The sequence below is a fragment of the Cytobacillus sp. genome (assembly GCF_032154635.1).
GTDB lineage: Bacteria > Bacillota > Bacilli > Bacillales > Cytobacillaceae > Cytobacillus.
On the sequence record NZ_JALDXW010000041.1, the window covers coordinates 1 to 19,821 of the forward strand.

The 19,821-nt window shown below is 40.5% G+C and carries 19 protein-coding genes; 5 read left to right on the plus strand and 14 right to left on the minus strand.

Annotated elements, in window-relative coordinates; all coding sequences use genetic code 11:
- The first annotated feature begins 218 nt into the window (after positions 1 to 218).
- Together RUH74_RS20305 and RUH74_RS20310 are read left to right on the plus strand one after the other, a co-directional pair.
- Positions 219 to 1,835 carry an SWIM zinc finger family protein gene (locus RUH74_RS20305; RefSeq protein ID WP_313803373.1) on the plus strand — a complete coding sequence of 539 codons (1,617 nt, stop codon included), beginning with the start codon at positions 219 to 221 and terminating at the stop codon, positions 1,833 to 1,835.
- On the plus strand, positions 1,828 to 4,647 hold the full coding sequence (locus tag RUH74_RS20310; protein ID WP_313803430.1) for a DEAD/DEAH box helicase: 2,820 nt from the start codon (positions 1,828 to 1,830) through the stop codon (positions 4,645 to 4,647). The genes RUH74_RS20305 and RUH74_RS20310 overlap by 8 nt, the downstream gene beginning before the upstream one ends.
- Before the next feature lie 228 nt (positions 4,648 to 4,875).
- On the opposite strand, the gene RUH74_RS20315 is transcribed toward RUH74_RS20310, so the two are convergent.
- Positions 4,876 to 5,055 carry a hypothetical protein gene (locus RUH74_RS20315; protein WP_313803375.1) on the minus strand — a complete coding sequence of 60 codons (180 nt, stop codon included), beginning with the start codon at positions 5,053 to 5,055 and terminating at the stop codon, positions 4,876 to 4,878.
- 5 nt (positions 5,056 to 5,060) lie between these two features.
- On the minus strand, positions 5,061 to 5,420 hold the full coding sequence (gene ssb, locus RUH74_RS20320; protein ID WP_313803377.1) for a single-stranded DNA-binding protein: 360 nt from the start codon (positions 5,418 to 5,420) through the stop codon (positions 5,061 to 5,063).
- Positions 5,421 to 5,701: 281 nt separating this feature from the next.
- Between ssb and RUH74_RS20325 the strand changes: the two genes are divergently transcribed.
- A complete protein-coding gene (locus RUH74_RS20325) occupies positions 5,702 to 6,136 on the plus strand; it encodes a YwpF family protein (protein ID WP_313803379.1) in 435 nt (144 codons plus the stop codon).
- A gap of 39 nt (positions 6,137 to 6,175) precedes the next feature.
- Here RUH74_RS20325 and RUH74_RS20330 read toward each other — a convergent pair whose 3' ends face one another.
- From RUH74_RS20330 to spoIIID, 7 genes are all read right to left on the minus strand, one after another.
- On the minus strand, positions 6,176 to 6,511 hold the full coding sequence (locus RUH74_RS20330; RefSeq protein ID WP_313803381.1) for a hypothetical protein: 336 nt from the start codon (positions 6,509 to 6,511) through the stop codon (positions 6,176 to 6,178).
- Positions 6,512 to 6,671: 160 nt separating this feature from the next.
- Positions 6,672 to 7,094 (minus strand): 3-hydroxyacyl-ACP dehydratase FabZ, encoded by a 423-nt coding sequence (gene fabZ, locus RUH74_RS20335; protein ID WP_313803383.1) that lies wholly within the window; start codon positions 7,092 to 7,094, stop codon positions 6,672 to 6,674.
- 269 nt (positions 7,095 to 7,363) lie between these two features.
- Positions 7,364 to 7,636 carry a DNA-directed RNA polymerase subunit beta gene (locus RUH74_RS20340; protein WP_313803385.1) on the minus strand — a complete coding sequence of 91 codons (273 nt, stop codon included), beginning with the start codon at positions 7,634 to 7,636 and terminating at the stop codon, positions 7,364 to 7,366.
- Between the two features lie 151 nt (positions 7,637 to 7,787).
- Positions 7,788 to 8,630, minus strand: a complete 843-nt coding sequence (locus RUH74_RS20345) for a flagellar hook-basal body protein (protein ID WP_313803387.1) — start codon at positions 8,628 to 8,630, stop codon at positions 7,788 to 7,790.
- Positions 8,631 to 8,661: 31 nt separating this feature from the next.
- On the minus strand, positions 8,662 to 9,486 hold the full coding sequence (locus RUH74_RS20350) for a flagellar hook-basal body protein (protein ID WP_313803389.1): 825 nt from the start codon (positions 9,484 to 9,486) through the stop codon (positions 8,662 to 8,664).
- Positions 9,487 to 9,692: 206 nt separating this feature from the next.
- Positions 9,693 to 10,694 (minus strand): rod shape-determining protein, encoded by a 1,002-nt coding sequence (gene mreB, locus RUH74_RS20355; RefSeq protein WP_313803391.1) that lies wholly within the window; start codon positions 10,692 to 10,694, stop codon positions 9,693 to 9,695.
- A 376-nt stretch (positions 10,695 to 11,070) separates the two neighbouring features.
- On the minus strand, positions 11,071 to 11,343 hold the full coding sequence (spoIIID, locus tag RUH74_RS20360) for a sporulation transcriptional regulator SpoIIID (protein WP_313803393.1): 273 nt from the start codon (positions 11,341 to 11,343) through the stop codon (positions 11,071 to 11,073).
- Positions 11,344 to 11,960: 617 nt separating this feature from the next.
- On the opposite strand from spoIIID, the gene RUH74_RS20365 reads away from it, so the two are divergent.
- Positions 11,961 to 13,664 (plus strand): methyl-accepting chemotaxis protein, encoded by a 1,704-nt coding sequence (locus RUH74_RS20365; protein WP_313803395.1) that lies wholly within the window; start codon positions 11,961 to 11,963, stop codon positions 13,662 to 13,664.
- A gap of 33 nt (positions 13,665 to 13,697) precedes the next feature.
- Here RUH74_RS20365 and spoIIQ read toward each other — a convergent pair whose 3' ends face one another.
- Positions 13,698 to 14,600, minus strand: a complete 903-nt coding sequence (gene spoIIQ, locus RUH74_RS20370) for a stage II sporulation protein SpoIIQ (RefSeq protein ID WP_313803397.1) — start codon at positions 14,598 to 14,600, stop codon at positions 13,698 to 13,700.
- Positions 14,601 to 14,740: 140 nt separating this feature from the next.
- Between spoIIQ and RUH74_RS20375 the strand changes: the two genes are divergently transcribed.
- Positions 14,741 to 15,160: a VanZ family protein gene (locus RUH74_RS20375; RefSeq protein ID WP_313803399.1), complete on the plus strand. Its 420-nt coding sequence runs from the start codon at positions 14,741 to 14,743 to the stop codon at positions 15,158 to 15,160.
- A gap of 117 nt (positions 15,161 to 15,277) precedes the next feature.
- Here the strand turns inward: RUH74_RS20375 and spoIID are convergent, their stop codons facing one another.
- From spoIID to RUH74_RS20395, 4 genes are all read right to left on the minus strand, one after another.
- The gene (gene spoIID, locus RUH74_RS20380; protein WP_313803401.1) at positions 15,278 to 16,315 is read right to left on the minus strand and encodes a stage II sporulation protein D; all 1,038 of its coding nucleotides are present in this window, start codon (positions 16,313 to 16,315) and stop codon (positions 15,278 to 15,280) included.
- Positions 16,316 to 16,838: 523 nt separating this feature from the next.
- Positions 16,839 to 18,152 (minus strand): UDP-N-acetylglucosamine 1-carboxyvinyltransferase, encoded by a 1,314-nt coding sequence (murA, locus tag RUH74_RS20385; protein WP_313803403.1) that lies wholly within the window; start codon positions 18,150 to 18,152, stop codon positions 16,839 to 16,841.
- A gap of 33 nt (positions 18,153 to 18,185) precedes the next feature.
- Complete coding sequence (locus tag RUH74_RS20390) at positions 18,186 to 18,920, minus strand: YwmB family TATA-box binding protein (protein ID WP_313803405.1); 735 nt, start codon at positions 18,918 to 18,920, stop codon at positions 18,186 to 18,188.
- Positions 18,921 to 19,260: 340 nt separating this feature from the next.
- The gene (locus tag RUH74_RS20395) at positions 19,261 to 19,506 is read right to left on the minus strand and encodes a DUF1146 family protein (protein ID WP_313803407.1); all 246 of its coding nucleotides are present in this window, start codon (positions 19,504 to 19,506) and stop codon (positions 19,261 to 19,263) included.
- Positions 19,507 to 19,821: the final 315 nt, after the last annotated feature.

Here is a 19,821-nt window from a genome sequence, read left to right on the forward strand (position 1 = left end):
TCCTCTGATTACCACTTTCCTCTTTCGCAGCCTTCCTCGGGCATCAACACTCATTACTCCTCTCTGATTCACTTTTCACCATTGATTACCTACTTCTTACCCCCGTGCCAACCCTCCTAATAAATGTTATAATTAAGGAATATGCTTTTGTGCCTGATGTCGCTCGCATTTCTGCAAAAATGGGGGGCATTAATGGCAATCGGTGAGGAGGTTTATCTATGACTGCAATACCTGAGCGCTACCATGAACCTTTGCAGTTTGCAGCGAATGAATGGATGGAGGCTTTGCGTACAGAGAATCCTGAGCATGAGCGCCTCGTTCAGAAAGGGCTGATGCTGTTTCGGCAGGGGCTTGTTTATCAGCTTCGGTTTGATGGAGATGAAATTAATGCGATGGTGCAGGATGTAACGCCAGCGAAGGTTCAGTTAAACCTTGATTTTATCCAGTTAAGTACGTGTTCTTGTCCTGCCGATGAATTGTGCCGCCATCAGCTGGCTGTCTTTTTCCAGCTTCTTTCTAAGGCAAGAAGTGTCAGCACTTGGGTCGATGAATGGCGAAAGCCGCTGATGGAAAAGAAAGTAGCTAAACAACTGGGCATACAGAAGGCGAAGGATTTATTGCAGACGGCCGGACGACAAAAGCCCAACTACGACAGGTGGATCGCCGCCTTCGATGAAAGCTTTCACACGATTATGGAAGGGAACGGCGAGCCAAAGCCATACGTGATCACTGAGCTTTACAAGGTGTACACACGAAGAATGAAGGCAAATGCACCTTATGAGCAAGAATGGAAGCTCCTCTATTCCCTCATAGGGCACGTTTTTTCTTTTAAAAAGCTCATGGGGATAAGTGTGAAATACGGGCATTCCGCAGAAATGATTGATCGTTATTACAAACAGCTTTTTTTCGAAATAGTGGATGAGGTTGGAGAGGTGATAAACTTTCTTTCCGTTCATTCCTTGCCGTTTGCGTTTGATGAATTCATTGAGAAGCTGAAAGCTGATTCCTCCGAGCTCATTACGGCTGATTTCCCGCTAGAATTTGAACGGGTCCATTTGTATCGCACTTTATGGACGAAGTTTTTCAAGAAAAAAGAATGGTGTGAGGAGGAAATGAAGAATTTAGCGGCTATTGAGGAAAAAAGCCGCTCCCTTCTTATCGGGTTACATCATCTTCATTTCCTTCTAAAAGAGGATGAAATTATACTGGAATACTTGACTCGTTCAGATAAATGGATGACACCATTTATCACTTATTGGATTGATCTCCTTAATGGACAAAAGGATTGGAAACGTGCCGCACCTTTTATTGAGGTATATATTAAAAAATTAATGGACTATCTATCTATATCTGATGACTATTATGAAAAAATAAGTTATACAAGATATGCCATCAAGACAATCAAACCCTATTGCACCGAAGCAAACCGGCAGGATCTTTATGAAAAAGCCTTAATTGAAATGCTGCCATACAGCTATAATGAATATGAATATCTTCTTTTTGACAATGAGGCTTTTGATCGCTGGGCGGATCTACAGGCCTATATGGGTCTTGATATTGATCGATTGGCAAGCGATCGGATTAAGGCACTTGAAAAACAAAATCCAGCTCTGCTGTTGCCGCTTTATCATCAATCAGTACAAGACCATATCGCACAAAAAGGCAGAGATCATTACCGCCAAGCAGTCCGGAAGATGAAAAAGCTCCGCACCTTGTATAAGAAGTTAAAGCGGCAGGACGATTGGGCGTACTACTTGGAGGCACTGCTTGAAAAAACGAAGCGACTGCGCGCCTTTCAAGAAGAATGTAAAAGGGGTAAGCTAATTGATGCTTAAAACTAGACAGATAACTATTCGCGTACGGAATATCAACACAGATCTTTATTATCTTTCTGCCCAAAATGAAGAGGGTAGGTTCCTTGTGCCTGATGCCTGGATTCGACTTCTCTTTCATCATCATGATGAAAGCTTCTTTGGAACGCTTTTTGATGAGAAGGACATTGTTGATGGAAAAGAGCTTCCGATTAATGGCTGGCAGCTTGTCACCTTGTTTGCACGTGAGCAGTTCAACCAATTGATTGAATGGGACTGGGATGAGATGGCGCAAATTTGCTTAGCCTCGGCACTGCCAATGTATGAAGCGATTACCGAAAAAGAATGGATGCCAGATTTCGCTTCTTGGGAAAATGATGAGTTCCGCTGGGCATTGCCTGATCGGGTGATGGATGAATTCGGGTCCTCCTTCTGGGAGCAAATCATCGATGAAACCCCTGTTAAAGACTTTATCCAAAATTGGTACCATCATTCATTAGACGCCTTTCTGGAGCGAAAAAGCGAGACAAAGGCTGTTTTCGGCGAAAAACTTAAGGCACTTCGCAATGATCAGCTTTCCCCTCGTGATCTTGCCGCATATTTTGATGAGGAAAGCTGGCAGGAATGGATTGGCCTTAAGGAAAGCGATGTGCCTTTTACGATTGGGCTTAAATTGGAAGAGCCTGCAGAAATATATGACCAATGGGATCTCAGTATTTTTCTGCGCGGAAAAAAACAGCCTGATTTGCTTGTTGATCGCAAGGATGAGGCCAACTACCCACGCGGCTGGAAGAAACATGAGCAGGCAATTGAAAAAGAGCTGCAGCGGTGGATCAGCGTGTTTCCTTGGCTTGCCAGTGGCAAGGAGCTTGTAAGCAGGCTAACTGAAGAGGAAGCGTGGACATTTTTAACGGAGGCGAGTGAAACCCTGCTCTCCCTTGGTGTTGAAATCCTATTGCCATCTTGGTGGCAGGCGATGAAAAATGCCAATATGAAAGTGAAAGCACGGGTAAAAGGGCAGGCAAACCATCGTCCTTCCTTCGTCGGTCTCCAAGCTATGCTTGATTATGATTGGCGCATTTCCATGAACGGCGTGGAGCTGTCAGAGGACGAATTCAACAGCATGGTCGAGGAAAAGCGTCGGCTCGTCTATATTCGCGGGCGCTGGATTAAGCTGGATCCTACATTTGTGCGGCAAATTCAGGATTTAATGAAAAAGGCGGAAAAAGAAGGGCTGCATGTACGTGATTTGATTGAACAAGAGCTTCTACAGGATGAACAAGCTGACACCGATGAGCTTGAAAATCCGCAAGCCTTTGCGAAAATTCAAATCGAACTGAATCGCCAATGGAAGCAAATGGTGAGGCAGCTTCGCGACATTAAGGACATTCCGCTTGAGGAAGCACCCGCTCATTTCCAAGGAGATCTTCGTCCTTATCAGAAGCTTGGCATGAGCTGGCTCTTCTTTTTGCGCCGGTATGGGTTTGGCGCGTGTTTAGCAGATGATATGGGACTTGGGAAAACGATTCAGCTGATCAGTTATCTTTTAAAGGTAAAAGAAACAGAAAACGACAGCGGCCCTGCGCTAATTATTTGCCCGACCTCCGTATTAGGCAACTGGCAAAAAGAGGTTGAACGCTTTGCTCCTGATCTGAAAGTCTATCTTCATTATGGCGCGAATCGTCCTAAAGAAGAGTCCTTTTCTGAAAAAGCAATGGCTGCTGATATCGTCCTCACTTCCTATGGGCTGACCCATCTAGATGCAGAGGATTTCGAACGCATCGAATGGAGCTCGATTAGCATCGATGAGGCGCAGAACATCAAAAATGCCCAGACGAAGCAATCAAGAGCCGTTCGCAAGCTAAAAGGCAAGCACCATATCGCCCTAACCGGTACACCGATGGAAAATCGCTTGTCTGAGCTATGGTCGATCTTCGACTTTACAAACCATGGCTATCTTGGCAGCCTTGGCCAGTTCCAGAAGCGTTTCGTTCTGCCGATTGAAAAAGACGATGACGCGGAGAAGGTTCAGCAGCTTCAGGCCTTTATTCGGCCCTTCCTGCTTCGCCGGACGAAAAAGGATGAAGAGGTTGCACTTAATTTGCCAGATAAGCTAGAGCAAAAGGAATATTGTCCATTAACACCTGAGCAAGCCTCCTTATATGAGCAGCTTGTGAAGGATACCTTTGATCGAATCGAACAGCTATCTGCCTTTGAGCGCAGGGGGCTTGTTCTGCAAATGCTGAGCCGGCTGAAGCAGCTTTGCAATCACCCGGCCCTCTACTTAAAAGAAGAAAAGCCAGCAAATATGATTTCGCGTTCAGCGAAGCTTGAGAAACTGAGTGAACTGCTTGATTCTGTCCTTGATCAAGGGGAAAGCTGTCTCATTTTCACGCAATATATTGAAATGGGCAATATTATCCGCAGCATGGTGAAGAAAAAATTCGGGATAGATGTCCCGTTCCTGAATGGCAGTGTGCCGAAAAATGAGCGGGATCGCATGATTGCCCAGTTTCAGGACCAGCAATTTCCGATCTTTCTTTTATCATTAAAGGCAGGCGGAACTGGACTGAATTTAACCGCCGCTAATCATGTCATCCACTATGACCGCTGGTGGAATCCTGCTGTTGAAAACCAAGCAACAGACCGGGCCTACCGCATCGGGCAGAAGCGCTTCGTACATGTGCATAAGATGATTTGCACAGGCACGCTCGAGGAAAAAATTGATGCCATGCTTGAGAAAAAGCAGTCCTTGAACGACCAAATCATCCAAAGTGAAAGCTGGATTACCGAACTTTCCACGGATGAACTGCGAGATCTTGTATATTTATCCTAAAGCTTAACGCCACTAAACATTGTTTTAGTGGCATTTTTATTTCTAATATCATTGAAATTGTAAATATATCTACGAAATCAGCAATATATCGATTTTTCGACAAAAATAGCCATTAAAAGAATCCAGCACATTTGTGCCGGAGAAGAATGAGGAAAATCGAGGAGTTGAATTGAATTTTTATATAGAAGATAACAGGGGCGGGAACTTACGTGGACATTTTCGAGAGGTTTAATTTGTAAATGCAGCATCCACCTCCTTCATAGGCTCAGATTTGTAATCCTGCAAAACCGATTCGCGAACAATTTCTTCCAGCTGGATAACGCGTTTATTCAAATCATTGACTCTTTCATTGGATTTGCCGAGCATTTTAAATAGGGCTTCCACTAAGCATTCGATTTCCTTATCCAAAGGCGCTACACCTCCCTCCCAGTCGATGCAACCGTTTCATCTGACTTTTTTTGGTCAAGAAATTTGACACTGTCTGCCCACACCTCGGTAACATAGACTCGTTTCCCTGCTTGATTATCATAATGCCTTGTCTGAATTCTCCCAGTAATTCCAATAAGAGAGCCTTTGCGGCAGTATCGGGCGGTATTCTCTGCTACTCTTCTCCAAAGTGTACATTGAACGAAGTCGGCATCAATTTCTCCATGCTGATTTCGATAGTGGCGATTAACTGCAAGCGTCACATTCGTAACGGGGGTGCCTTCTACTGTCCTTTTCAGCTCGGGATCCTTAGTTAGCCTGCCAACGAGCGTTACTTGATTAATCATCTACCCATTCTCCTTTCCAAAAAGTATAGCCCTATCATAACCGCTAAGGCAAAGACGCGTAAAAAGTCGAAAATACAATTTTAACCGGGGCAAAAACAAAGAAACGCTTTTTTTAGGTACAAATACCTAGATTTTGACATTTTTTGTTTGTAATAATTTTATTTCGACTATTTTCGCCTATATTTTTCGACATGGATGCTGTTTCCGTTTCTATCTTTGGCTATGTTATAATTTGGATAAGATTGAGTTCGTTAAAATAATCCTAAAATAGGAGGTAGAGGATGAAAACATTTAAGCTGATCTCGCTGCAGATTGTTGAGGAGGACCAATTAGTAGATATCGAGCTTGATGATGGGTTAATCATTAGTCAAGAAAATGATCAAAGCACCTGGCTAATTGAGGCCTATATTAATATTTCGTATGATGACTATTTCCAGAGGCTCGCCAAACAGGATGAGGATTTAATTGTTCAAGTCGTTATTACGAAAAAAGAAAACAGCCCTGCAGCCTTTCAAACAAAAATTGTTACGATCAAACATATCGAGGATCATATAAGTATTCTTCTTAAAGGACATTTGAAGAAAACAAATTATGATTATGCAGAAATTGTTCTGAAGAAATTAATTGCTCAAGGCCTTTCTGGGGAAGAGCTTTTAAATAAATTCAATCAGACGATGCACAGCAAGCCAAAATTGACCGCTATTAAAGAGAAATAGCTATAAAAAGGACAGGATTCCCTGTCCCTTTTTTAATGATTATCGGTCTTTGTTATCTTTATCTTTTCGATCTAAATTATCTTCAATTACGTCTTCGCCAGGATCATTATTGTCCCGCATGATGTCGCCATCATTATCTGTATTAATGTCATTATTATCATTGTTTAAGCCATTATTATCATTGTCCAAGCCATTGTTATTATTTAAATCTGTATCTGTACCGTTCCCATTATTTACACCATTGTTGTCATTGGTGCCAGGCTCATTGATATTGTTATCCTCTGGCGGCGGCTCTTGGTTGTTGTTTGCGCACCCAGTTAGCAGCATGGCTGTAAGCAAGGACCCCCCAATAATGCTTAACAACTTTTTATTCATGAGAAAAACTCCTTTCCTAAATGTTTTTGGTGACCTCTTTTATAGTGGTCTCCTGTTAATGTTCCCAAAATACGCAGCAACTTGCATAAAAAATAAAGCCAGCCCCTTTAGGACCAGCTTTATTTTATGGTATATTTTGGTTTTTGCGTATGTTCAATAATTATTTCAATGCAAATGTAATTTCAGCTTCGCAAACGAGCTCTCCGTCAACAGTAGCAACCGCTTTCCCTTTGCCAATCGGTCCCTTTACACGGATAATTTCAACTTCTAAGCGCAGCTGATCACCAGGCACGACCTGTCTTTTAAATCGGCATTTATCAACCCCGCCTAAAAAACCGATACGGCCGCGGTTCTCCTCTTTCATAAGCATTGCAACGGCGCCAACCTGTGCCAATGCTTCAACAATAAGCACCCCTGGCATTACAGGATACTCAGGAAAATGACCGTTAAAAAATTCCTCATTAGCTGTCACATTTTTGATCCCAATCGCTTTCTTGCCTTCCTCTACTTCAAGGATTTTATCAACGAGCAAAAATGGGTAGCGATGGGGGATAATTTCTTTAATTTGCGTAATATCCAGCATATTAGTACCTCCTACTAGTAATAGATCTTATTTTCATTTTACTAAAAAAAACAGTACATGTATAGAATAGAGGCAGGATTTGAATAGCTAAATACATAAATGTTGGCTGGCCTGCTTTCTCTTTGCTTGTTATCACTCCGTACATAAAGGCTCGTTCAAGTAGTCCAGCCAACTATTTTAACATGATTACTATACGGGGATTTACTCACAACTCGGTATACGTACACCAATAAAAAAAGAGAGGCACATGCCCCTCATTTCGTTTTATGTTATTCTTTTTCAATTAAATCAACAATATGCGTCCACGTTGATTTTTTAAAAATATCCTTTGCATTGCCGTCCCCGACAACGCCGTATCCGACGGCCGCACCAGCAATGAGACTTAGGAAAATTAAAACGGCAACAATGATAATCCGCAGCCAGATCGGTAGGACGCGCACTCGAATGCGGCGTCTGCGCACTTTCGCCGGTTTAGGGCTATTCTCTTTTTTATACTGCTCACGCGATTTCGCTGCTTCTTGATTATTGTTGTTTATCGACATTTATTTTTCCCCTTTTATCGCAGATTAACAGGCAGTAAGCCCCTACTTTAAAAATATAAACGGGAGCAAACAGTCCGTAAATGCCCGATTGGTTCAACTAACCATTAGCAGGCCCCAACGATCGGGGGCCTGCTGGCGGAAGTTTTTCACCTTAACGAATTCCGGTCACTAATCCCATCATTTGATCGGCAATGGAAACAGATCTAGATTGGAATTGATATGCGCGCTGAAGATTAATGAGATCTGTCATTTCTTTAGACATATCTACATTTGACTGCTCCAGTGCACGCTGCTGAATGGAGATTTCATTTCGCATGGGACCGTTTAGTTCAGTCAAGATTTCATTCACAGGCACATTTAATTCTGCCATATTTTCCGGCAAACCAAGAAGATTGCCCCCTTTTTGCTCAAGAAATTGCGGTTTCTTCAATTGAACAACACCCAGGTTGAATTCACTCGTCCCGCCATTTTCCATTTTCGCAATCAAACGTCCATTTGTTGTTATTTCATATTCATTTACCCGTCCGTTTATCGTAATCGGATTATTATTTTCATCCAATACGGGATATCCATTCCCTGTCACAAGCATCGTTTCTGTATCTGAAAGCGGCGATAAGTAGAAAGCGCCGTCACGTGTATAGCGAATCGCTGTCCCGTTTTCACTTTGCTCCAGCACGCGGAAATATTGGCCTTCCTTTGTAAATGCTGTATCAAGCGCACGATCTGTACTTTTGATGCTTCCTTGCGCCATAACAATTTTTGATTGAGCTAGCTTAGCCCCAACACCCTGTCTAATTCCATTTGGCGTTAAGCGGTTTCCTTCTGCTCTCACATCATGCTGATTATTAAATTGCTGAAATAAAAGATCGGTAAAGCTTGCCTCTCTGCGCTTATAGCCTGCTGTATCAATGTTTGCCATGTTGTGGCTGACAATATCCATTTGCTTCTGCAATTGAGAGAGCGTATTCGTTGCTGTAATCATTGTTCTATTCAATGCTCTTCCCCCTTCCCCTTAATCCGATTCATCAGATTCTGCCGACTTCATTTGCGGCTTTCTCCATGCTTTTATCATAGGCCTGCAATACCTTTTGATTTGCTTCAAAGGCACGGTAAGCCGTCATCATATCTGTCATCGTTCTGCTCACATCTACATTGGAGCGCTCGATGTATCCCTGCTGAAGCTTAAATTGAGCGTCAGGCGCGTTATAAGCATTTGCTAACGCATTTCCATCCTCCGTTTGATACAACCCGTCTCCGAGCTTAATAAGACGGTTTGCATCTGCTGCAAATCCAATGCCCAGTCTTGCTGTTACGCCGCCCTCACCAGTCAACACGCCATTTTCATTGACTGTAAACTGATCACTAATTAATTGAATAGGGTTTCCCGCATCATTCAATACTCGCAAGCCGCTTGCCGTCGTTAAGAAGCCTTGTCCATCAACAGTGAAGTTCCCATTTCTTGTATAATTCGTTTCCCCATTCGGACCAGCGACTGTAAAAAATACAGAGCCATTCTCAGGCATAGAGACATCTAAAAGGGCCATATCTGTCCCAAGCCCCGTTTCCTTTAAATCTCCCTGTTTAAAAGCGGGAATCGCCTCCTGCATATAGACACCTGTGCTAAGAGAGCCAATTCTTTTATTAAAAGGAAGGTTCAGCCCTTTTTGCGTTGGGATCGTAACGCCTTGCTGATCCATTCGCTGCAAAAGCATTTCAGGGAATGCTCTTAATGATGATTGATCTTCTTTAAAGCCTGGTGTATTTGCATTTGACATATTATTCGTCAGCATTTCCGTCCTTCTTTGCTGTGCAAGCATCCCAGACGCAACTGTATAAAATCCTCTGAACATAACGTCCACCTCATTATAATCGATAAAATATGTATATGAATCGCCTTATTCGCTAAACTTTTTTGACATTACTTCTATTATAAAAAAAATTAGCAAAATATACATTATATTTTTACAGGAAAAAGTATGAAATAGGAAATTTATGCAGAATTGCTTTATTTCCTTCATCGAAAATAGCCTGCCAGAAAAGGCAGGCTACTTCCCTATTATCCGAGCTTTCTTCTAGGAAGCTTATCAATGTTATCAAGCATGATACCGGTTCCAATGGCTACACAGTCCATTGGGTTCTCAGCAATTAAAACAGGAACCTTTAATTCCTCAGCAAGCAGTGTATCAATGCCATGAAGCAATGCACCGCCCCCTGTTAAGATCACGCCGCGGTCAATAATATCTGCTGAAAGTTCAGGCGGTGTGCGTTCTAAGACGCTTTTTGCCGCCTGGACGATGACAGCAACCGACTCTCTTAGTGCAAGTTCAATTTCTTCTGAACGGACAGTAATCGTTCTTGGAAGACCTGAAACCATGTCACGGCCGCGAATTTCCATTTCTTCATTTCTTGAGCCTGGGAAAACCGTTCCAATATTGATTTTAATATTTTCAGCCGTTCTTTCCCCGATTAGAAGCTTGTACTCACGCTTAATATATTGAAGAATTTCACTATCAAAAGTATCCCCAGCCATTTTAATGGATGAAGAGGTAACAATATCTCCCATTGATAATACAGCAACATCGGTTGTGCCGCCGCCGATATCAACGACCATATTTCCGCTAGGCTGGAAAATATCCATCCCGGCACCGATTGCTGCTACTTTCGGTTCTTCTTCTAAATAGATTTTTTTGCCGCCGCTTTTTTCAGCTGCTTCTTTAATTGCCTTTTGCTCAACACTTGTAATGTTAGTTGGACAGCAAATTAATATGCGGGGCTTTGATAAAAAGCCTTTTACATTTAATTTATTTATAAAATGCTTTAACATTGCTTCTGTCACATCAAAATCTGCAATTACCCCGTCTTTTAATGGACGTATAGCTGCAATATTTCCTGGTGTACGCCCGACCATGCGGCGTGCCTCTTCACCAACAGCTAGTACTTTATTATTGTTTCTGTCAATTGCCACAACAGATGGTTCATTCAATACAATGCCTCGGCCTTTTACGTGAATAAGCACGTTAGCCGTCCCTAAGTCAATACCAATATCCCTCGCAAACATTCCTACTCTTTCCTCCTTGCACTTTTGGCCATTCCCGTCCGCCCCGGCTCATAAGAAAAACGCAAGGCGTCTGCTTTTTAAAGAAAACCAGCCAAGCACAATCTCTTATGTTTAAGCTATTTTAAGCGAACTTCGCATGTGTTATTTATTGCTTCATAGATGCTCTTTTGATTTTACGAACCAAGTTCTATCCTAATTTTATATTTTACCACACTCACTGTCATTTAAATAATGATTTGTCAAAAATTGTTGGGATTTTTGCATGTTTTTGTCGGCAAAGAGAAAATATGAATAAATCTCCCCAATAATAAAAGCAATTAGCCATTGCCAATTGCTCTTATTGCAGCTATTTTTTATAAGATTGTACACATGCCACTTACTTGATGGGCTCTCCCTCCATCTCCTCCTTCTTGTATTTCATTTTTGTCGCTTCTCCCCCTCGTAAGTGGCGGATTGATTTATGATAATCTAGTATTTCTTTAACCTCGACGGCTAATTCGGGATTAATTTCAGGAAGTCTTTCTGTTAGATCTTTATGGACTGTACTTTTGGATACGCCAAACTCCTTCGCGATGACGCGAACCGTTTTTTTCGTCTCCACGATATACTTTCCAATCTTGATAGTTCTCTCTTTGATGTAATCGTGCACACCACTCGCCCTCCCTAAATTGGATGTGAGAAGTGTGAAATGAGACTCGCTTTTCACTTTGACCGCTACACCATTCCGCACGTTTTCATTTATTCTCTTCCATGCGGCAGAAAGGTAATACCTTCTGAACTTGCTATGAATAAACATGTCCCGGGCACATACATTATTATTTCTTAAACGACTCCTCACCTCAAACACTCTCTTTGTAAGGTTAGTAACAGTCTATTAGCTTGGTTGCTTATATATGCATGAAAAACATAATAGGGACAAGGTATCTGGTTAATTTTTTGAAAATTTAAGCAATAGCTAAACATAAGGATCTTTTTATGGCTCCGAAAGGATCTATCGAATAATGAATATTTCCCAAGAAATCTGTCGATAGAAGTCAGACCTATTTTATTGACTTTTCCTATAAAAAACGCCTTCCCAATTTAATTATTTCATATTATGATTAGTTTCAAGAAAAATATAGCAATTTTTGTCGAAACCTTGAATCAGAGTATAAGCATTTACTTTAGGGCTTTAAAACATTCAAATGATGGTTTTATATTCTTTAAAAGATTTCGAAATAAACAATCAACATCAATTACATTCATCATCTGAAGGAGAGTGCAGGAATGAAATGGTCTATCCGCAAAAAAATCGTTATCATCTTTGGTGCATTTTTAGTATTAATTGGAATTATTTGTTCGTCGTCCTTTGTTACATCATCAAAATTAAATCAAAATCAAAAAGTCATTAATACAGAGGTAATTCCAGGGATCAGACAAATTGGAGAAATAAATTTTACAACAGAGCGTTATTTATCAACCGCTCAAAAATATTTATTGTCCTCCGATCCAAAATATATCGAGCAATTTTTAAAGGGAATGGATGAGCTTAAAGTAAACATTGATCAAATGTTCGATGATTATGAGAAACAAAGTTTGAAAAGCGCAGAATCCAAGGCAGTTGGTCAAGACCTTCGAAAAAAATGGGAAACATTCTTACAAGCAACAGACGAAGCACAAAAACTAAAAAGCATGAATCAAACAGAAAATGCCGTATTGCAATTTTATGATGCACAGGTTTTGTATGACGCAATGGATAAAGATATAGATAAATTAATCTCTATGCATGAAAAACAAGCTTCAGATATTGAAGATCAAGGGATTCAATTATATAAAAATAACACCATTTTCATGATAGTTTTAGTATTTATTTCTATTCTATTTGTTATTGCCATGGTCATTTTCATCTTGCGTCTCATCCAAAGACCCATTGTAAAATTAGCTGAGAAATTTACCCAAATGGCCAAAGGCGATCTGACCGTTGGTGAGCTAAAAATAAAGAATCGTGATGAAATTGGCGTCATGGCAAATAGCTTTAACGAGATGCTGGGCAGATTAATAAAAATTGTTCAAAGTATTGATTCGAATGTTGTATTAGTTGCTTCTACCTCAGAGGAATTGGCTGCAAGTGCAGAAGAAACTTCCAACTCCCTTCAGCAGGTAACTGAAGCAATTATGGAAATATCAGAAGGCTCGTCTGTTCAATTGGAAAGCACCAGCACTAGCAGCAAAGTGATTCATGAAATCGGCAAAGGAATGAATCAAGCATCGCAATCGGTGGCTACTGTTTCTAATCTAGCAGTGGAAACAACAGAAGCAACGGTTGAAGGAACTTCCATTATGGATAACACGATGGATAAAATGGTTGATATTCAGCAATCTTCTAAATCAACTGCGCAAATCGTCAGCTCTCTTGAGCATAAATCAAAGGAAATTGAGCGGATTGTCACTTTAATTACGGATATTACAAATCAAACAAACTTGCTAGCACTTAATGCAGCGATTGAGGCAGCACGTGCTGGAGAACACGGAAAAGGATTTGCTGTAGTCGCTGATGAGGTTCGCAAGCTAGCAGAGCAATCTAATGGAGCAGCAGGTGAAATTAGCAATCTGATCGGAGTCATTCGTCAAGAAGTTCTGGAAGCAAATCAAGCGATGGTGGAATCCCTTCAAAATGTGGAAAATGGCATAGAAATGGCAAAAACTACTCAATCCAGCTTCCAGGAAATTGCCCGTATGGTAAGCGAAGTCTCCGCTCAAACGGAAGAGATTTCAGCTGTCATTGAGCAAGTTAATGCAAGCACACAAAACATGCAGCAAACGATGGAGGAGGTAGCCCATTTATCAAGTGAAGCTTCTGAACGATCCCAAAACGTTGCTGCGGCTGCAGAAGAACAAAATGCAACGATGGAGGAAATTTCATCCTCTACGACTGTCCTTAGTCAAATGGCTGATGAGCTTAGAATGATCGTCAACCAATTTAAACTGTAAGATTAAAAAAAGCCCGCCAATGGCGGGTTTTTCTTATGCGTCAGCAGATTCTTTTTTATCTTGTTTTGTATCATCTTCTGTTTTGTCTTTTTCGCCTGCATCCTTTTCTTCATCACCAGCATTTTCTTCTGATGATTGATCTTCCTCAAATGACTTGTCATCTTCAGCTGATTCCTCATCTGAAGCCTTGTCCTCTTCTGCCTTTTCTTCATCAGTTGCTTTTGCATTATCTGATGTTGTCTCCTCTAGTAGAGAGCTTAATGGCTTTTGGAAGTAATTATGTGGATTTACAGGAACACCGTCTTTGCGAATTTCAAAGTGTACATGGACACCTGCTTCTTCATCAAACATGCTTTCTCCTGCTTTTGCAAGAACTTGTCCTTGTTTAACTTGATCGCCAACCTCAACATTCATCTCTGTAACAGACTGATATTGTGTTACAATTCCTTTGTCATGTTCAATTTCAATGACATTTCCCAATAGTGCATCTTCAGTTACTTTTGTTACGGTACCGCTTAGTGCTGCAATAACATCAAATGTTTCGCCGCTCTCAATACCAATATCTACACCAGTATTTTGATGGTAACTGTTATTGTAGAATACAAGAGCTGCTTCTTGTTCTTCTGCCTTGCCATTCATATCATAGAAATGTCTTTGAATGACTGGCGAATCAGCCTCTTTCACAGGCATGATGAAGTTTTCCATTTGACGGTTTACTTCAACAGCTGGTTCATTGATATTTTTTCCCGGAACATCCGTCGCATTATAATCAAAGTTATCTTGATTTTTCGCGCTATTGCTGTTCTGATACCAAAGGACCGCACTTAGAATAATTGCTGCACTTGCAATGTAAATAGCTGGGAATGCCCAACGCTTTTTGAAAAAGCGCTTAAAGCTGGAATTTTGAGAAGATCGTTTCTTTTCTTCCTCTCTCATTATCATCACCTCAGCAATCATTCTGAACAGAATAGGAGAAATATATACACTTGGATAAAAAATTTTTTTAGATTTATTTTTTAACAAGCGTGTAGAAATTATTCATTTAAAATAAAAATTTTTTAAAGGAGTTTTTTTATATGGGGAAATGGATATTCAGGGTTCTTCCAATCTTATATATGGGGGTCATCTGGACGCTCTCAAGTTTTCCTGCTAATGCAGTAGTGGAGCTTCCTGATTTGTCACTGGACAGATTTATTAAAGAATCGATGCATTTAATTGAGTTTGCCATTCTTTATTTATTATTTGTCTTTGCCATGCATACAACAAACATTCCTTTTTCTAAAAAGATCAATCTCGTTTGCGCTGCCATTGCCTGCTTGTATGGGGTCGCAGATGAGATACATCAATCCTTCGTGCCTTCCCGCTCAGCTACATTGATTGATGTTATCAAGGATGTAACCGGTGTAGCCATTTGCTGGTACTTTATTGATCGGGCTTCCTTCCAGAAACGATTCCCTAGAATTTCAGCGTTCCTGCGATTTCTGAAAAAGGTATAAATAAAAAAGAGAATTATCGCCTTTCTAGCAATAACTCTCTTTATTAATGTACACACAGAGCGTACAAAAAGCTCTATTTTGTCCACGGACGGTGCCAGGCACCGCCCGTGGACAGTTTTATTTTTTGGCTAATACTTTTGTGAGGATGTTATCGGATGCGGTTACTTCTACCCCTTGATAATAATGAGCAATGATATCTTTATAGCTTTTTCCCTCAGATGCCATGCCATTTGCTCCATATTGGCTCATTCCGACGCCGTGACCGTTTCCTTTTGTGTTAATGATAATTTTGTTGCCTTTGCGCTCCCAAGTAAAGTCTGTAGACTTTAATCCAAGCGTATCCCTTATATCCTTCCCTTTTATCGTTTTCCCGTTGATTTCAACCGCTCCTACGCGCTTACCGGCTGTTCTTTCTGTCACATTGCCGATCGTGCTGTTATCTGGCAGCTTAACGCCAAGCTTTTGTTCAAATTCTGAAACTGTAAATACCTTTTGCCCAACGAATTTAGGTGACTTAAGATCCCAAGGACTCTCTACGCTTTTTAAATACGGAAGCGGCATTAGCCATATTTCTTCTGGGTTTTCTGTATAGCCATTGCTAGTAGAAAAGAAACTCGCATCGATAGGTGAACCATTATAAGTGATAATTTCTCCGCTCGTTTCGCTTACAGCTTCCCTAATTTTCTTTATCGCCCAATTATAATCATCTTTAAAAATCCTTCTGAGCTCAGCATCATCTTTATACACCTGGTGCTGAATTGTATCAGTAACCAGCGCTCCACCCGGCAGCTCCGATTTTTCTTCTTTTAACATTTGATTGACAATATACGTTCTTGCAGCTAATGCCTGTGCCTTTAATGCTTCTTTCTCAAAATCTCTCGGCATCTCAGATGCAACGACACCAACAATATATTCTTCAAGAGGAAGTGTTACTGTTTGCTTCTTCTGCATCTGGAAAACGGCTACCTCAACTGCTGAACCAGAAGACGTGACCTTTGTTTCCGCTGGACTTTCCTCCTTTTTCAGCTGCTCCCCAAGTTTTCCAGTTACCTGATCCTCTGTGAAAGGAAGCACGACCAAGGATGGAATCATAAGTGTGATAACAAACAATAATGCGCCTAGTACGATGAAAAGTTTGAATTTTGGTGTGTTCATGATTTAAGCCTCCATAGGAATGTAATCTTAAGACTCCAGATGAGTCTTCGTCTCCATTCATTCTTATGGGAATGGACAGGCGATTATGACAAAATTTTTGAAGGAATGAAGCAGAAAGAAGAAAGGATACTGGAAATGCTAGATAAATCTTGGAAGATGCTTGATAAAATTCGGGAAATACTCGATAACTTTTGAGAAATGTTTGATATTCCTTCTAAAATGCTAGATATTTTTAAAAAGATGCCCCGATATGTTCGATTTGCTCTATTTATCTTAGAAGATGCTTGATCATTTCTAAGAAATACTCGATAACTTTTGGGAAATGCTCGATATACCTGCTATTATGCTAGATATTTCTTAAAAGATGCCTTAATATATTCGTTTTGCTCGATATATCTTAGAAGATGCATAATCATTTCCAGGAAATGCTCAATATAACTTCTAAAGTTTTTAACTAAATTAAAAAACGTATTACTCATCCGGTCAGATGTCTGACAGGTGAATAATACGTTCTTATAGAAAATTATGCATTCATATCGGCAATAAACGCTTCCTCTTTTACAGCTGTTTCTTCTTGCTCTTTAATCCGCTCAATATCTGCACCTAATGCGGCAAGCTTCTGATGGAAATTGACATACCCGCGGTCTAAATGCTTTAATTCGGTCACACGAGTAACTCCATCTGCAACTAATCCTGTTAGAATTAATGCAGCGGCTGCACGTAAGTCCGTTGCAGCTACTTCAGCTCCTTGAAGATTAGACGGACCGTTCATAATTACTGAGCGTCCTTCGATTTTAATATCAGCATTCATGCGGCGGAATTCTTCCACATGCATGAAACGGTTTTCAAATACAGTCTCAGTAATGACACTTGTGCCGTTTGCATGCAGCAATAATGCCATCATTTGCGATTGCATATCCGTTGGAAAGCCCGGGTGAGGCATTGTTTTAATATCGACCGCTTTTAATTTTTCCGGTCCTAAAACACGGATCCCATCTGCTTCTTCGATAAAAATAACGCCCATTTCTTCCATCTTTGCAATTAATGAAGTGGAATGCTCTGGAACTGCTCCTTGTACGAGAACGTCTCCTCCTGTAATCGCAGCGGCAACCATAAAGGTTCCTGCTTCAATACGGTCAGGAATAATATTGTGGTCTGCGCCAAATAATACATCGACACCCTCGATACGAATGGTGCCTGTTCCAGCACCTCTTACTTTTGCACCCATTTTATTAAGGAAATTTGCAAGATCAACAATTTCCGGTTCCTTTGCAACGTTTTCCAAAATCGTCGTTCCTTTTGCAAGGGTAGCAGCCATCATAATGTTTTCAGTTGCTCCTACGCTTGGGAAATCAAGATATATTTTCGCTCCGTGCAGGCGTCCTTCAGCAGCCTCAGCTTCAATAAAGCCATTGCCGACCTTAACAGTCGCACCCATTGCTTCAAATCCCTTTAAATGCTGATCAATTGGGCGAGAACCAATGGCACATCCGCCAGGTAATGCTACTCGTGCACGGCCATTACGTGCTAATAATGAACCCATAACCAATACGGAAGCACGCATTTTACGTACATATTCAAAAGGTGCTTCAACACTTAACTCTCGTGATGCATTTACAGTAACGGTGTTATCTTTAAACGTCACTTCAGCGTTTAAGTAGCGTAATACTTCATTGATCGTATATACATCGGAGAGAGTCGGTACATCACGAATTACGCTTTTTCCATCACTTGCTAATAGTGTTGCGGCGATAACCGGTAAGACAGCATTCTTTGCTCCTTCTACTTTGACAGTACCGCTTAGCCTATTGCCGCCGCGGACGATGATTTTTTCCAAAGTGTATTCCCCTCCGCGTCCATTTTCTCTATATTAATATTCAATCGTTATAATAGGTGTGCCAACTACAATGGTAGTCTTTCCGCCCAATCCTTGATTTCGTATTCCTAGTTGTAGATTTATTTCCTTTTCGCCTGCTCCAACAGATGTTGAAAACATTGTCGAATAGGCAGAGCTAGAAATAAAGGCATCTTCCTTTAATGCCTCGACTTCTTTTGCTTTAAAAGCAGATAATAAATGCTTTATTTCCAATGGCAAAGTCTTATCTATTTTATCATTGAATTCGCCTTTGATACAAGAGAAAGTTGTGGCTTTTCCTCGAAATATGTCAGTTATTCTGTTGTCCGTTCTTTTTGATACAGATTCTTCTGTCTTCTGATCCCAACCTTGTCCCTTCATCTCATAAATCACATACGTTTGATATTGGTCTTTTATGGGGGTAGACAGGATTTTTATTGTTTCCATTTCATTGTTACGTTTCAAAATGGCAACTGCTTCAAAATGACCTTCGCTTGATTGAACCGACCATTCCCAATCAGAAAATTGTTGTTTTAAGCCTTCGGTATAATCCTTAATTTCCTTCACCTTATCGAGCATTTCCATTTTTTCTCTTGCATGTAAAGACCATTCACTGATTAAAATATTCTCGTCCTGTAAAATGGACGCTATTTTCAACAAGTCAAGCTCCCCATCAGCTACTGTCGTTTTATTCCCAAGATTTATGAACATAAAACCAATTAGAACAATTATTACAAAAATCTTTTTCAATTGTTACCCCTCCCCTTACTACCATTGTTGCCAAGGAGAAGAGGAGCATACGTGGGAAAAGTCGTCACTTTTTGACAAAAGCGATTCAGGTTTTCTGGGAAGGAAATTTTTAATCACATACCAGTCAAACATCATTAATTATTCCGTTTAAAAAACTGGTTTCGTTATTATATTCATCATTGAATAAATTGGTATTACTTCTTAATTATTCATAATGAAAATAAGCATAACAAATTGAATTGTACTTAATAACGATCCAAAAGAAAACATGTACGAAGACCTATATTTATAGGGTTAGGCGGAAAACCTCAAGCAAAGCGATCTCTCGATTGATTTCTCCTTAATAAACGAATTGCAAGATAAGCGGAAGCTGTTGGGACCATAGGAGATAATCAAGGAAGAAATTACTTACAGCTGACCCAATGACAATCGATAATAATATGTATAATACTCTTGCTTGAAAAACGCGATTTGGCTTTAAAATTTGGTCAATACGCAGTGCCTGCAAAGCCCACCATGCAAGTGCAATAAACGCCAAATGGGAAATGATGCTAATTAACGCTTGCTGTCCAAATCCAGAAATCATGGTACACGCTCCTTTCAAATGGCCTTATTAAATACTATTGTTTATGCACCAAGTCATCTTTGGTATACACGTTTATTTAAATATAACGAATCGGCACACCTCAAAGGGTCTTTTTCAGCTACTAGGTGAATAAAACCCATTGCTGCACCCAACTTCCATATTAGCATATTTTTCCCGTTCAGCATTAAATTCTGTCCCATGTATTAGGCGAATTTCGTACCTGTATCGTTACATGATTCCGATGTTTTTTATGCTTGATCTATCGACAAATCTCTCAAATGAAAGGAAAATAATACAAGAATCTTCTTCAACAAT